This window comes from Pseudomonas sp. NMI760_13, assembly GCF_021283245.1.
Lineage (GTDB): Bacteria > Pseudomonadota > Gammaproteobacteria > Pseudomonadales > Pseudomonadaceae > Aquipseudomonas > Aquipseudomonas peradeniyensis.
Genome location: NZ_JAJSRC010000004.1, coordinates 65,657 through 79,750, shown reverse-complemented (window position 1 = coordinate 79,750; position 14,094 = coordinate 65,657). Strand labels below are relative to the sequence as shown.

Below are 14,094 nucleotides of genomic sequence, written 5' to 3'. Positions count from 1 at the left end.
GGCGTTTTTCTTTGGCCCGCAGATACACCCATCCATGTGTAGGAGCGGCCTTGCGCCGCGAAAGGGGTGCGAAGCGCCCCCAAGATTTGTGCATCAATTCTGAAATTGCCGGGGCCGCTGCGCGGCCCTTTCCGGCCGGTCCGACGCCTCGGCAAGGCCGCTCCTACAGGGGCCGTATTTGCTGTCAGAGCGGCTTCTCGAAGATCTTCGAATTACGCTGGTAGTTGTACAGCGACGCCCGCGCCGCCGGCAGCCGTTCCACGCCACTGGGTGCGAAGCCGCGCTCACGGAACCAGTGCGCAGTCCGGGTCGTCAACACGAACAGGGTATTGAGCCCCAGCTTGCGCGCCCGCTCCTCGATGCGCTCGAGCAACTCGTCGCCACGCCCGCCATGCCGGTACTCCGGGTTCACCGCCAGGCACGCCAGCTCCCCGGCCTCGGAGTCGGCAATCGGGTACAGCGCCGCGCAGGCGATAATCATGCCCTCGCGCTCGACCACGCTGAACTGCTCGATCTCCCGCTCCAGCACCTCGCGCGAACGGCGCACCAGAATGCCCTGCTCTTCCAGCGGGCTGATCAGCTCCAGCAGGCCGCCGACATCCTCGATGGTCGCCTCGCGCACCACCTCGAACTGCTCCTGGGACACCAGCGTGCCGCCACCGCCACGGGTGAACAGCTCGGTCAGCAGTGCACCGTCCTCGGCATAGCTGACGATATGACTGCGCGCCACGCCGCCCTTGCAGGCCTCGGCGGCGGCATCCAGCAGCTCGGCCTGGTAGTCGCTGCCCAGGCGCTGCAGGTGCGGCGCAATGTGTTGTGGCCGCAGCTCGCGCACCAGCTGGCCATGGGCGTCCAGCAGGCCCGGTTCGGCGCCGAACAGCAGCAGCTTGTCGGCACCCAGCTCGATGGCGGCGCGGGTGGCCACGTCCTCGCAGGCGAGGTTGAAGATCTCGCCGGTCGGCGAATAGCCCAGCGGCGACAGCAGCACGATGGAGCGCTCGTCGAGCAGGCGGTTGATGCCCTTGCGGTCGACCCGGCGCACCTCGCCGGTGTGGTGGTAGTCGACCCCTTCGAGCACGCCGATCGGCCGTGCCGTGACCAGGTTGCCGGAGGCCACCCGCAGGCGCGAGCCCTGCATCGGCGAGGCCGCCATGTCCATCGACAGGCGCGCCTCGATGGCCAGGCGCAGGGCGCCGACTGCATCGATCACGCAGTCAAGCGTTGCCGCGTCGGTGATGCGCATGCCGTGATGGTAGTGCGGGGTCAGGCCGCGCGCGGCCAGGCGGCTTTCGATCTGCGGGCGCGAGCCGTGGACCAGCACCAGGCGCACGCCAAGGCTGTGCAGCAGCACCAGGTCGTGGACGATGTTGCCGAAGTTCGGGTGTTCGACGCCGTCACCGGGGAGCATGACCACGAAGGTGCAGTCGCGGTGGGCGTTGATGTAGGGAGACGCATGACGCAGCCAGTTGACGTAATCGGGCATGACAGGGCCTGTGGATAAGTGAACGGAGAACGAAAAGGCGCACAACGTTCGAAAGTCATCGTCGGAACAGGCTTGCGGTCACGCGCGGTCTCCTCTGGTCAGGGAAAGATCAATGGCTCAGGCAATAGTGCCGGATCAGGTCACGCAATAGACGCACGGTAGGCTCGATTCGTGACATTTCAAGGTATTCGCCGGGCTGGTGGGCACAGGCGATGTCACCCGGGCCGAGCACGATGGTCTGGCAACCGAGCTGCTGAAGATAAGGTGCTTCGGTGCCAAAGGCCACCGCTTCGGCTCGGTGGCCGGTCAGACGCTCGGCCACCCGCACCAGTTCGCTGTCGGCGTTCTGCTCGAACGGCGGCACTTCGGGGAACAGCGGCGCATAGTCGATACGCACTTCATGGCGCTCGGCCAATGGCGCGAGCTTGCCGCGGATCGCCGCGCGCAGCTGCTCGACATCCATGCCCGGCAGCGGGCGCAGGTCGAACTCCAGGGCGCACTGGCCACAGATGCGGTTGGGGTTGTCGCCACCGTGGATGCAGCCGAAGTTCAGGGTCGGCGTCGGCACCGTGAACTGCGGGTTGCGGTACTGCTCCTGCCAGGTGCGACGCAGGCCCATCAGCTCACCCATCACCGCGTGCATGGCTTCCATGGCGCTGCGGCCCAGGCTCGGATCCGACGAATGGCCACTGCGGCCAAGGATATCGATGCGGTCCATGAGGATGCCCTTGTGCATCCTGATCGGCTTGAGCCCGGTGGGTTCGCCGATCACCGCCGCCCGTCCGAGCGGCTGGCCGGCCTCGGCCAGGGCGCGGGCGCCGGACATCGAGCTTTCCTCGTCGCAGGTGGCGAGGATCAGCAGCGGTTGCGTGAAGTCGTGTTCGAGCAGCGGGATCACCGCGTCGATGACCAGGGCGAAGAAGCCTTTCATGTCGCAGCTACCCAGCCCGACCCAACGGCCATCGACCTCGGTCAGCTTGAGTGGATCGCTGCTCCACAGCTGCGGGTCAAAGGGCACGGTATCGCTGTGCCCGGCCAGCACCAGGCCGCCCGGGCCGGTGCCGCGGCTGGCCAGGAGGTTGAACTTGCCGGGGCTGACCTGCTGGATCTCGCAGGTGAAGCCCAGGTCATCCAGCCAGCCGGCCAGCAGGTCGATGACCGCGCGGTTGGACTGGTCCAGCGCGGGTTGAGTGCAACTGACCGAGGGCGCGGCGATCAGGGCGGCGAACTGGTCTTTCAGCGACGGCAACGGCATGCGCGGACTCCTAGACGGCATCGAAGGTCATCATAACAATGCAATCCCTAAGTAGAGCAAGCCATTGCCGGGACCGAGGTGCGCGCATTTCGTGGGTAAACCCGCTCCCACAAGTACAATGCAAACCCTGTGGGAGCGGGTTTACCCGCGAAGGGGGCGGCACGGACCGACAGTCATCCCCTGACTCCTGTAGACTGCTCGACAACGATGCCCCTCCTTCCGAGCCCGCGATGCACAAAGAAACCGAACTCAAACTCCGCGCCAGCCGCGAGACCCTTGCCGCGCTGCGCGAGCACCCCCTGCTGAAGAAGCGCAACAAGTCCGGCTGGCAGACCCGCGAACTGCTCAACCAGTACTTCGACACCCCGGAGCGCGACCTGTCCGCCGCCCGTGTTGCCCTGCGCCTGCGTCGCGATGGCGAGGTCATCATCCAGACCCTCAAGTGCCGTGGCCAGAGCGTCGCCGGGCTGTCCGAGCGCAACGAGCACGAGTGGCACCTGGACAAGGCCAAGCTCGACCTGAAGAAGCTCGACGCCGCCTGCTGGCCCGAGCAACTGGCCGAGCTGGACAAGAAGACCATCAAGCCGCTGTTCACCACCGACTTCACCCGCGAGTACGCCGAGATCTCCTGGGGCCGCGGCAAGGCGAAGGTGGTGATCGAGGCTGCGCTGGACCAGGGTTTCGTCATCGCCGGCAAGCGCAAGGAAGAGATCTGCGAACTGGAGCTGGAGCTGCGTGAAGGGGCCCCGGAAGCGCTGCTGGAGCTGGCCGCCGAGCTGTCCGCCAGCCTGGCCCTGATGCCCTGCGACATCAGCAAGGCCGAGCGCGGCTACCGCCTGCTCGATCCGGACAGCTACGAGCTGGGCCTGCCGGTGACCGAACTGCAGGCCGAGATGCCGCTGGACGACGCCTACGCCGCCCTCGCCTGGCAACTGCTGGGCAGCAGCCAGCGCCTGGCCGAGCAGTATCGCCACAATGGCCACTGGCGCCTGCTGCAGGACTGGGTTCGCTGCCTGGCCGAACTGCGCGCCCTCACCGCCAGCCTTGGCCAGGCCGCGCCGCGCCCGACCACCCGCGCCCTGCGCGCCAGCCTCGACGCGCTGCTGGAAGACTGGCGCCCGCTGGTGCTGGCCGGCAACGATGACGAGGACATTCGCCGCGCCGCCCCCGAGCAGTTCGCCGAAGAGCTGGAAGACCCGCGCTGGGGCCAGTTCTCCCTGGAGACCGCGCGCTGGCTGACTGCCCGCGCCTGGACCGCCGAGCGCAAGGGCCGTGGCGAGCGCCAGGGCAACGCGCAGCTGGCCAGCTGGCTGCAGCACCTGCTGGGCGAGGAGTCCCGCGCCCTGAAGCTGCCGCTGTACGTGCAGCGCCCGGAAGACCTGGCCGAGCAGCTGCCGCGCATCGAATGCGTGCAGGCGTGGCTGCACCACGCCCGCCAGGTGCTGGACCTGCCGCAGCAGGACCGTCTCTACGGCGAGCTGAACAAACTGCACGAGCTGGCCGAGCTGCCGCTGGTCGAAGAAGGCAAGGAAGAACTGCTCGAAGCCCGCATCGAGCAGGCCCGCGCCATCGAGCAGAACCGCGCCTGGAAGCACCTGCTCAAGGCCTGAGTCCGCGCCGCCCGCTCCTGCACTGCGTGGGAGCGGGCTTGTTCCACGATCGACGCTTCAGGGTCTCAACGGCAAGCTGGTGGTCGACTTGATCTCCGACAAGGCCACGATCGAGTTCACCTCCTGGATACCCGGCACGTTCGACAGCTTTTCGAAGAAGAACCGCTCGTAAGCCTCGATATCCGAGGTGACGATGCGCAGCAGGAAGTCCACCGCCCCCATCAGCACGTAGCATTCCAGCACTTCGGGAAAACCGCGGATCGCCTCGGTGAACTCGGCGAAGTTCGAACGCCCGTGGGCGTTGAGCTTTACCTCGGCGAAGATCTGCGTGTTCAGCCCCACCTTCTTGCGATCCAGCAGGGTCACCTGCCCGCGGATCACACCCTCCTCCTTCAAGCGCTGGATGCGCCGCCAGCACGGCGACTGCGACAAGCCCACGCGCTCGGCGATCTGCGCACTGGACAGCGACGCGTCCTCCTGCAGCAATTCGAGGATCCGCCGATCATAGGCATCCAATACGCCATGCATTATCAATTCTCCAAAGCTCAACTTAGCGAATTGAATTATTCGCAATAGATGCAAAACACTCAAATCATAGCGAATAAATGCCACCGCCAACGTGCAAGAATTTCTCCACTTTCGCGGAGATACGCCATGCACGCAGCCGAACATCCCAGGATCGACGCCTGGGCCGCCAACACCGCCCACAGCACCGTCCACTACCGCCTGCAGGCCGAGGCGGAACCGGACAGCCTGTGCCGGGTGCTCAACCTGTTCGCCCTGCAGTTCCTCACGCCGCACAGCGTGCAGGTCAGCCAGTGCGATGACCTGCTGGACATGGAAATCGGCATCGGCGGCCTGAGCTGGCACCGCGCCGAAGTCATCGCGCAGAAGCTGCGCAACCTGGTCTGCGTGGCCGATGTCAGCCTGGAGTGCCGGCCACGCCTGGCGCAGGCCGCCTCGGCCTGATCGCGCTCCGGCAAGATTCCGAAACCCTTTATTCACCCGACCGCCGCGCCCTCTGGCTAGCCTTGCCAGCGTCATGGATCACCTGGCAGGGATATCGCCATGTTCGCCAACGCTAACCAAGACCTGGACCTGAACCGCCTGCTCGACGCCTTGCTCGCCGAACAGCGGATCGCCGCCTGCGACGCGCTCAAGGCGCTCGAACGGGCCAGGCTGCACCCTGACAAGCATCCCCTGGAGCTGATTGCCGAGCTGGCCCTGGCAGACCCGTTGCACCCTGGCCAGCACCTGAGCCTCGACGCGCTCTGCCACTGGCTGGCGGGCGTGGTGGGCCAACCGTTCCTGCACATCGACCCGCTGCGGGTCGACCTGACACAGATCGCCAACCTGATGTCCGCGGCCTTCGCCGAACGCCACGGCATTCTCGCCGTGGCAGTGGACGACAGCAGCGTCACCGTGGCCAGCGCCCAACCCTATCGACGTGACTGGGAAGCCGACCTGAGCCAAGCCCTGGGCAAGCGCGTGCAACGGGTGCTGGCCAGTCCACGGCAGATCCGCCAGCTGACGCCCACCTTCTTCGGCCTGGCGCATTCGCTGCGCGGTGCCGGACAGCCCCCTACACCCGGGCTCGGCGAGCTGGAGCAACTGCTGGAGCTCGGCGCTAGCCAAGCGCAGGCGGACGCCGACGATCAGCATGTGGTGCGCATCGTCGACTGGATACTGCAATACGCCATCGAACAGCGCGCCAGCGATATCCACCTGGAACCGCGCCGTGAACTGGGTCACCTGCGCCTGCGCATCGATGGCCTGCTGTACCCCGTCTATGCCTTCCCGGCCGGCGTCGCCCTGGCCATGGTCAGCCGCCTCAAGCACCTGGGCCGGATGAACGTGGCGGAGAAACGCCGGCCACAGGACGGCCGCCTGAAAAGCCGCCTGGCGGATGGCGCGCAGATCGAACTGCGCCTGTCCACGCTGCCCACGCCATTCGGCGAAAAGCTGGTGCTGCGCCTGTTCGATCCGCAGCTACGCCACGAAACCCTCGAACACCTTGGCCTGGAGGCGCCCTTGCTCACCCAGTGGAAAGCCCTGCTGCAGCGACGCCAGGGTATCCTGCTGGTGACCGGGCCCACCGGCTCGGGCAAGACCAGTACCCTGTACGCCAGCCTGCGCCACCTGGCCACGCCCCAGGTCAACCTGTGCAGCATCGAAGACCCCATCGAGCGACTGGAGCCTGCGATCAACCAGCTGCAGGTGCAACCAGGCCTGGGCCTGGGCTTCGCCGATGGCGTGCGCGCCCTGCTGCGGCAGGACCCGGACATCATCATGATCGGCGAGATCCGCGATCAGGAAACCGCCCAGGTGGCAGTACAAGCGGCCCTGACCGGCCACCTGGTGCTGTCCACCCTGCACACCGACGATGCCTGCGCGGCGATAACCCGCCTGCAGGAGCTGAAGGTGGCCGACTACCTGATCAGGGCCACGTTGCTCGGGGTCATGGCCCAGCGGCTGGTGCGCACCCTGTGTCCGTCCTGCCAAGGCATGGAGCACACTGATCGCCCGGCCTGCCTGACCTGCAGGGGCAGCGGCTTTCATGGCCGCACCGGGCTGTTCGAGCTGCTCCGGGTCGGCAGCGCGCTGCGCCGGCGCATTACCCCGGGCGCCGATCTGGAGGCGCTGCGCCAGCAGGCGGCCGCCGATGGCCTGCACGACCTGCGCCGCTGCGGGCGCCGGCTGGCCGAGCAACGGCTGACCTCCCTCGAGGAAGTGCTGCGGGTCTGTGGATAAGTAAGAAATCCCCTGTGTGGTCGGGAACTTGGCAGCGGAAAACCGGATCAAACCGGCATTCCGACAGCCCTCATCGACCGAGGTGATTCATCATGCGTTTCAAAACAGCCATCGCAGCCACCGTCCTCTGCTCGCTGCCCCTTGGCTCCGCCATGGCCGACACGTTCTGGCGCAACATCATCTCCTCCGGTGCCACCACTGCCTCGACCTACCTGACCTTCAAGGATCACAAGCTGATCGTCGCCGCCCAGGACGACGCCGGCAGCTTTGTCGCCAGCGAAGGCGCCATCCGCGGGCCGTTCCTGGAAGCCGCGATCCGCCAGGTGCGCGCGGACAACCCGGGCGTCCAGGCCAGCGACATGGAACTGGCCAACGCGATCCTGGCCAAGAACGCCGTGGCCGAGTAATCATTCAAAACAAACGCTCCCTTCTGTAGGAGCGGCCTTGTGCCGCGAAAGGGCCGAAAGCGGCTCCGGCGATATCAGCTTGGTCCACGAATCGCCGGGGGTGCTTCGCACCCCTTTTCGCGGCACAAGGCCGCTCCTACAGGGGATGGTTCCCCTCTCTGCGATATGCCTCCACCGGCACGCACGCACAGAACAGGTTCCTGTCTCCATACACGTTGTCGACCCGGTTCACCGCCGGCCAGTACTTGTGCTGGCGCGCGTGAGCGCTGGGGGCGATGCCCTGCTCGATGCTGTATGGCCGGTTCCACGGCGCCAGCACGTCGGCCAGGGTGTGCGGCGCATGCTTGAGCGGATTGTCCTCGGCCGGCCAGTTGCCCTCCTGCACCTCGGCGATTTCCGCCCTGATCGCCAGCATCGCCTCGACGAAACGGTCCAGTTCGGCCTTCGACTCGCTCTCGGTGGGCTCGACCATCAGCGTGCCCGGCACCGGGAACGACATGGTCGGCGCATGGAAGCCGTAGTCCATCAGGCGCTTGGCCACATCCTCCTCGGTGATGCCGGTCAGCGCCTTGAGCGGCCGCAGGTCGAAGATGCACTCATGGGCCACCCGTTGGTTGCGCCCACGGTAGAGCACCGGGAAGGCATCGCGCAGCTGGCTGGCCAGGTAGTTGGCGGACAGGATCGCCACCTCGCTGGCGTCGGCCAGTTGCGGCCCCATCATGGCGATGTACATCCAGCTGATCGGCAGGATGCTGGCACTGCCCCAGGGCGCAGCGCTCACCGCGCTGTTGGTCGGCTCCAAGCCCGGCACCGGCACCACCGGGTGGCTGGCGACGAACGACTTGAGGTGCGCGCGGATGCCGATCGGGCCCATGCCCGGACCGCCACCGCCATGGGGAATGCAGAAGGTCTTGTGCAGGTTCATGTGCGAGACATCGGCACCGATGTCCGCCGGTCGCGCCAGCCCCACCTGGGCATTGAGGTTGGCGCCGTCCATGTACACCTGCCCACCGTACTGGTGCACCACTTCGCAGATCTCGCGGATCCCCTCCTCGTACACGCCATGGGTGGAGGGGTAGGTCACCATGAGGCATGACAGCCGCTCGCCGGCGGCGTGGACCTTGGCCTTGAGATCGTCGAGATCGACGTTGCCGTCTTCGTCGCACTCGACGATCACCACTTCCATGCCGGCCATCTGCGCCGATGCCGGGTTGGTGCCATGGGCCGAGGACGGGATCAGGCACAAGGTGCGCCCGGGCTGGTGACGGCTGCGGTGGTAACGGGTGATGGCCATGAGCCCGGCGTATTCGCCCTGGGCGCCGGAGTTGGGTTGCATGCAGATGGCGTCGAAGCCGGTGATGGCGCACAACCAGCTTTCCAGCTCGTCGATCATCGCCTTGTAGCCTTGCACCTGGGCGGCCGGGGCGAAGGGGTGCGGCTGGGCGAACTCCGGCCAGGTGATCGGGATCATCTCGCTGGTGGCGTTGAGCTTCATGGTGCACGAGCCCAGTGGGATCATCGACTGGTTCAAAGCCAGGTCCTTGTTCTCCAGCTGCTTGAGGTAGCGCAGCATCTCGGTTTCGCTGTGGTGCAGGTTGAACACCGGGTGGCCGAGGATCGGGGTACGGCGCACCAGCGCGCCGGGGATGCCTTCGGGCAGCGCCTGCTGGTCGAGCGTGGCGATATCCAGGCCATGATCGACGCCGAGGAAGATATCCAGCAGCTTGAGCACCGTGGCTTCGTCACAGGTTTCGTCCAGGCTCACCCCCAGATGCCCGCGCCCGAGGATGCGCAGGTTGATGCGGGCGTTCACGGCGCTTTCGATGATCGCCGCCTGGGTGCCGCCGACGTCCAGGGTCAGGGTATCGAAGAAGTGCTGGTTGAGGCGCTTGATGCCCTTGGCTTCGAGGCCGGCGGCAAGGATGAAGGTCAGCCTGTGCACCCGCTGGGCGATGCGCTGCAGGCCCTCGGGGCCGTGGTAGACAGCGTAGAAGCCGGCGATGTTGGCCAGCAGCACCTGGGCCGTGCAGATATTGGAGTTGGCCTTCTCCCGGCGGATGTGTTGCTCGCGGGTCTGCAGGGCCATGCGCAGCGCGGTGTTGCCGCGGGCATCGCGGGACACGCCGATGATGCGCCCGGGCATGGCCCGCTTGTAGTCGTCGCGGCAGGCGAAATAGGCCGCGTGTGGCCCGCCGTAGCCCATGGGCACGCCAAAGCGCTGGGTCGAGCCGAGCACCACGTCGGCCCCCAGCTCGCCCGGCGGCGTCAGCACCACCAGGCTGAGAATGTCGGCGGCGACGCAGGCCAGGGCCTGCTGGGCGTGCAGTTGCTCGACCAGCGGACGCAGGTCGCGCACCTCGCCGTGGGTGTCCGGGTACTGCAGCAACGCCCCGAATACCTTGTGCTTGGCCAGGTTATCCACAGAATCGATGATCAGCTCGAAGCCGAAGCCCTCGGCGCGGGTCTTGAGCACCGACAGGGTCTGCGGGTGGCAGTGCTCGTCGGCGAAAAAGGCATTGCTCTTGCTGCGTGCCACACGTTTGGCCATGGCCATGGCCTCGGCGGCGGCGGTGGCCTCGTCGAGCAACGAGGCATTGGCCAGGGCCAGGCCGGTGAGGTCGATGACCATCTGCTGGTAGTTCAGCAGCGCCTCCAGCCGCCCTTGGGCGATTTCCGGCTGATAGGGCGTGTAGGCGGTGTACCAGCCGGGATTCTCCAGCACGTTGCGCAGGATGACCGTAGGGGTGATGGTCGCGTGGTAGCCCATGCCGATCAGGCTGGTCCACAGCTGGTTCTGCGCGGCATGGCTCGCCAGCCTGGCCAGCGCGGCCTGCTCATCGAGGGCTGGCGGCAGGTCCAGCGGGCGGTTGAAGCGGATGCCCGGCGGTACCGTCTGCTCGATCAGTTCGCTGCGGCTGGCGACGCCGAGAGCGTCGAGCATGGCCTGCTGCTCCTGGGCATCGGGCCCCAGGTGGCGACGCAGGAACGGATTGGGCTCTTGCAGTTGATGCAGGGATGGCGACTGGGACATGGCGACGATCTCTTCCTGGACCAGTTCTCATGGGAGACTTACAAGTCTAGGAAGGGATCGGCGATGTTGCGGGAAAACTTGCTTTTACAATACCGGCCTCATCGCGGGGCAAGCCCGCTCCCACGATGTGTACCATGCGTGGGAGCGGGCTTGCCCCGCGATGAGGCCGGTCCTGTCACTCGCCGATCAGGGCTGCGTAACCAGCGGCATCCAGCAGTTTGTCCAGCTCGGACTTGTCGCTCGGCTTGAGCTTGAAGATCCACGAATCGTACGGCGACTCGTTGAGCAGCTCCGGGCTGTCGGCCAGCGCATCGTTGACCGCGATCACCTCGCCACCCACCGGCGCGTAGATGTCCGAAGCTGCCTTGACCGACTCGACCACGCCAGCGGCGTCGCCAGCGGTGAACACCTTGCCGACTTCGGCCAGCTCGACGAACACCACGTCACCCAGGGCTTCCTGGGCGTGGTCGCTGATACCCACGGTCACTGTGCCATCGGCTTCCAGGCGGGCCCATTCATGGCTTTCGGCAAAACGCAGGTCGGCGGGGATTTGGCTCATTGTCTTGTATTCCTCGTTAGGGTCAGCGGTCGGCCCGCCATTTGAATAATCAGATCAGGATCTTGCCATGGCGCACGAAGGTCGGCTTGACCACCCGCACCGGGTACCACTTGCCGCGGATCTCCACCTCGGCGCGGTCGCCGGTGGCCATGGGCACGCGGGCCAGGGCAATGGATTTGCTCAGCGTAGGCGAGAAACTACCACTGGTTATCTCTCCTTCGCCAATCCCGGATACACGGACCACCTGGTGGGCACGCAGTACACCCCGCTCCTCGAGCACCAGGCCGACCAGTTTTTCCTTCACGCCCTGCTCGATTTCCGCCAGCAGGCCGGCACGGCCAATGAATTCGCGCCCCGCCGGCTCCCAGGCGACGCTCCAACCCAGGTTGGAGGTCAGCGGGGTGTGGGCTTCGTCGATGTCCTGGCCATACAGGTTCATGCCGGCTTCCAGGCGCAGCGTATCGCGCGCGCCCAGGCCGCTCGGGGCGATGCCGGCGCCGACCAGGTCGTTGAAGAACGCCGGGGCCTGTGCGCCGGGAAGGATGATCTCCAGGCCGTCCTCGCCGGTATAACCGGTGCGGGCGATGAACCAGTCACCGTCGGCGAGGCCTTCGAACGAGCGCAGTTCGCGGATCAGCGCGGCACGCGAGGCGCTGAGCAAGGCGGCGACCTTTTCCCGGGCATGGGGGCCCTGGATGGCGAGAATGGCCAGGTCAGGGCGCACCTTGAAACCGACCTTGAAACCTTCGCTACGCGCTTGCAGCCAGGCCAGTACCTTGTCGCGGGTGGCGGCATTGGCCACCAGACGGTAGCCGTCCTCGGTGCGGTAGGCGATCAGGTCGTCGATCACCCCGCCGTCGGCGTTGAGCAGGGGGCTGTAGAGGGCCTTGCCGGGGCTTTCCAGACGCGTCACGTCATTGGCCAGCAGGTGTTGCAGCCAGGGTGTGGCGGCGCAACCGTCGATATCGATGACGGTCATGTGGGAGACATCGAAGACCCCGCAGTCACTGCGCACCTGGTGGTGCTCCTCGACTTGCGAGCCGTAATGCAGGGGCATGTCCCATCCGCCGAAATCGACCGTCTTGGCGCCGAGCGCCAGGTGCAGGTCATACAGAGGCGTACGCTGTCCCATGGGTTTCTCCTTCCGGGCGTGGCGAGGCGGCGGCGGTCGGCGATGTTCAATCATCACCTGTTCTTGTAGGACCCGTCGCTGCGAATGCCGCGCATTGTAGCCGCAAGGAAGCTGCGTGGCACCCTCAGCGCGGGTGGCCCGGACGATGGGCCGAGCGACGGATCAGGCCGATCACCGGCAGCAGGCCGACCAGCACCAGGGTCAGGGCCGGCAGCGAGGCCCGTGCCCATTCGCCCTCGCTGGTCATCTCGAACACCCGCACGGCCAGGGTGTCCCAGCCGAACGGGCGCATCAGCAGGGTCGCCGGCATCTCTTTCAACACGTCGACGAACACCAGCAGGGCGGCGCTGAGCGCACCGGGCACCAGCAACGGCAGATACACCTTGAAAAACAATCCCGGCCCGGCGACCCCGAGGCTGCGCGACGCCTCCGGCAACGACGGACGGATCCGCTCCAGGCTGCTTTCCAACGGGCCATAGGCCACGGCGATGAAGCGCACCAGGTAGGCCAGCAGCAGGGCCGACAGGCTGCCCAGCAGCAACGGCTTGCCCGCCCCGCCCAACCATTGCGACAGCGGCACCACCAGTTGGTTGTCCAGGTAGCTGAACGCCAGCATGATCGATACAGCCAGCACCGAGCCCGGCAAGGCATAGCCGAGGTTGGCCAGGCCGACCCCGGCGCGGATGGCCGTGGTCGGCGCCTGGCGCCGGGCGAAGGCCATCAGCATGGCCACACTGACCGTGATCAGCGCCGCCATGGCGCCCAGGTACAAAGTGTGCAGGACCAACCCGACATACCGCTCATCCAGATCGTGTCGGCCGCGCTGCCAGAACCACGCCAGCAACTGCAGCATCGGAATGACGAAGGCGCAGGCGAACACCAGCAGGCACCAGCCGCTGGCGGCCAATGCCTTGATCCCCCGCAGGTGGTACAGCGCCTGGCCTCGCGGCCGCTCATTGCCGCTGCGGCTGGCACCACGGGCGCGGCGCTCGCCATACAGCACCAGCATCACCGCCAGCAGCAGCAGGCTGGCCAGCTGCGCCGCGCTGGACAGGCTGAAGAAGCCGTACCAGGTCTTGTAGATGGCCGTGGTGAAGGTGTCGAAGTTGAACACCGCCACCGCGCCGAAATCGGCCAGGGTCTCCATCAGCGCCAGGGCGATGCCGGCGCCGATGGCCGGGCGCGCCATGGGCAAGGCCACCCGCCAGAACGCCTGCAGCGGCGACAGCCCGAGTACCCGCGCCGCCTCCATCAGGCCCTTGCCCTGGGCCATGAACGCGGTGCGCGCCAGCAGGTAGACATAGGGATAGAACACCAGCACCAGCACCGTGATCACGCCGCCCGTGGAGCGCACCCGCGGCAGGCGCATGGGCCCGAACACCTCGCGCAGGGCCGTCTGCACCGGGCCTGCGAAGTCGAGCAGGCCGACGAAGACGAACGCCAGGACATAGGCCGGAATCGCGAACGGCAGCATCAGCGCCCAGTCCAGCCAGCGCCGACCGGGGAATTCGCAGAGGCTGGTGAGCCAGGCCAGGCTCACCCCCAGCACGGTCACGCCGAGGCCCACCCCCAGCACCAGGGTCAGGGTGTTGCCCAGCAGGCGGCCCATCTGGGTGTCGAGCAGGTGCGACCAGATCTGCATGTCGACCGATTGCCAGGACAGCAGCAGGACGCTCAGCGGGAGCAGGACCAGGGCGGCGGTCAGGGAGACCGGCAGGTACCAGCGGCGTTGGGGGGTGTGGGGCAATGCAGGAGTCTCGGTTGCAGGTGGCGACCGCTACGCGGTCGTTCGCGGCTAAAGCCGCTCCCACAGGAATCGCGCAAACCTGCCAGGCAGCGCAGAACCTGTGGGAGCGGCTTTAGCCG

The 14,094-nt window shown here is 66.6% G+C and carries 11 protein-coding genes; 4 read left to right on the top strand and 7 right to left on the bottom strand.

What is annotated here, in order from left to right:
* Positions 1-184: 184 nt before the first annotated feature.
* Both argA and argE read right to left on the bottom strand, forming a co-directional pair.
* Positions 185-1,483 carry an amino-acid N-acetyltransferase gene (gene argA / locus LU671_RS05760; RefSeq protein WP_110734217.1) on the bottom strand — a complete coding sequence of 433 codons (1,299 nt, stop codon included), beginning with the start codon at positions 1,481-1,483 and terminating at the stop codon, positions 185-187.
* Between the two features lie 109 nt (positions 1,484-1,592).
* Entirely contained in the window at positions 1,593-2,738 is a 1,146-nt protein-coding gene (argE, locus tag LU671_RS05755; protein ID WP_232854988.1) for an acetylornithine deacetylase, read from the bottom strand.
* Positions 2,739-2,968: 230 nt separating this feature from the next.
* Between argE and LU671_RS05750 the strand changes: the two genes are divergently transcribed.
* Entirely contained in the window at positions 2,969-4,348 is a 1,380-nt protein-coding gene (locus tag LU671_RS05750) for a CYTH domain-containing protein (RefSeq protein ID WP_203649579.1), read from the top strand.
* A gap of 57 nt (positions 4,349-4,405) precedes the next feature.
* Here the strand turns inward: LU671_RS05750 and LU671_RS05745 are convergent, their stop codons facing one another.
* The gene (locus LU671_RS05745; RefSeq protein ID WP_232854987.1) at positions 4,406-4,876 is read right to left on the bottom strand and encodes an Lrp/AsnC family transcriptional regulator; all 471 of its coding nucleotides are present in this window, start codon (positions 4,874-4,876) and stop codon (positions 4,406-4,408) included.
* A gap of 126 nt (positions 4,877-5,002) precedes the next feature.
* Here LU671_RS05745 and LU671_RS05740 point away from each other — a divergent pair, with 126 nt between their 5' ends.
* The 3 genes from LU671_RS05740 to LU671_RS05730 all read left to right on the top strand — a co-directional run bounded on the left by LU671_RS05740 (position 5,003) and on the right by LU671_RS05730 (position 7,506).
* Complete coding sequence (locus tag LU671_RS05740; RefSeq protein ID WP_203649577.1) at positions 5,003-5,317, top strand: hypothetical protein; 315 nt, start codon at positions 5,003-5,005, stop codon at positions 5,315-5,317.
* Between the two features lie 99 nt (positions 5,318-5,416).
* Positions 5,417-7,099, top strand: coding sequence for a GspE/PulE family protein (locus LU671_RS05735; protein ID WP_232854986.1), 1,683 nt, complete (start codon positions 5,417-5,419; stop codon positions 7,097-7,099).
* Positions 7,100-7,191: 92 nt separating this feature from the next.
* Positions 7,192-7,506 (top strand): DUF2388 domain-containing protein, encoded by a 315-nt coding sequence (locus tag LU671_RS05730; protein WP_028688550.1) that lies wholly within the window; start codon positions 7,192-7,194, stop codon positions 7,504-7,506.
* Positions 7,507-7,642: 136 nt separating this feature from the next.
* Here the strand turns inward: LU671_RS05730 and gcvP are convergent, their stop codons facing one another.
* The 4 genes from gcvP to LU671_RS05710 form a co-directional block, all read right to left on the bottom strand.
* Positions 7,643-10,537: an aminomethyl-transferring glycine dehydrogenase gene (gene gcvP, locus LU671_RS05725; RefSeq protein ID WP_232854985.1), complete on the bottom strand. Its 2,895-nt coding sequence runs from the start codon at positions 10,535-10,537 to the stop codon at positions 7,643-7,645.
* A gap of 175 nt (positions 10,538-10,712) precedes the next feature.
* Entirely contained in the window at positions 10,713-11,096 is a 384-nt protein-coding gene (gene gcvH / locus LU671_RS05720; protein ID WP_232854984.1) for a glycine cleavage system protein GcvH, read from the bottom strand.
* A 49-nt stretch (positions 11,097-11,145) separates the two neighbouring features.
* The gene (gene gcvT / locus LU671_RS05715; RefSeq protein WP_232854983.1) at positions 11,146-12,228 is read right to left on the bottom strand and encodes a glycine cleavage system aminomethyltransferase GcvT; all 1,083 of its coding nucleotides are present in this window, start codon (positions 12,226-12,228) and stop codon (positions 11,146-11,148) included.
* A gap of 124 nt (positions 12,229-12,352) precedes the next feature.
* A complete protein-coding gene (locus LU671_RS05710; RefSeq protein ID WP_232854982.1) occupies positions 12,353-13,975 on the bottom strand; it encodes an ABC transporter permease in 1,623 nt (540 codons plus the stop codon).
* Positions 13,976-14,094: the final 119 nt, after the last annotated feature.

Bases quoted from the DNA above. Each gene is read 5' to 3' on its own strand.
- argA (WP_110734217.1), bottom strand. From the start codon at position 1,483: ATGCCCGATTACGTCAACTGGCTGCGTCATGCGTCTCCCTACATCAAC.
- argE (WP_232854988.1), bottom strand. From the start codon at position 2,738: ATGCCGTTGCCGTCGCTGAAAGACCAGTTCGCCGCCCTGATCGCCGCG.
- LU671_RS05750 (WP_203649579.1), top strand. From the start codon at position 2,969: ATGCACAAAGAAACCGAACTCAAACTCCGCGCCAGCCGCGAGACCCTT.
- LU671_RS05745 (WP_232854987.1), bottom strand. From the start codon at position 4,876: ATGCATGGCGTATTGGATGCCTATGATCGGCGGATCCTCGAATTGCTG.
- LU671_RS05740 (WP_203649577.1), top strand. From the start codon at position 5,003: ATGCACGCAGCCGAACATCCCAGGATCGACGCCTGGGCCGCCAACACC.
- LU671_RS05735 (WP_232854986.1), top strand. From the start codon at position 5,417: ATGTTCGCCAACGCTAACCAAGACCTGGACCTGAACCGCCTGCTCGAC.
- LU671_RS05730 (WP_028688550.1), top strand. From the start codon at position 7,192: ATGCGTTTCAAAACAGCCATCGCAGCCACCGTCCTCTGCTCGCTGCCC.
- gcvP (WP_232854985.1), bottom strand. From the start codon at position 10,537: ATGTCCCAGTCGCCATCCCTGCATCAACTGCAAGAGCCCAATCCGTTC.
- gcvH (WP_232854984.1), bottom strand. From the start codon at position 11,096: ATGAGCCAAATCCCCGCCGACCTGCGTTTTGCCGAAAGCCATGAATGG.
- gcvT (WP_232854983.1), bottom strand. From the start codon at position 12,228: ATGGGACAGCGTACGCCTCTGTATGACCTGCACCTGGCGCTCGGCGCC.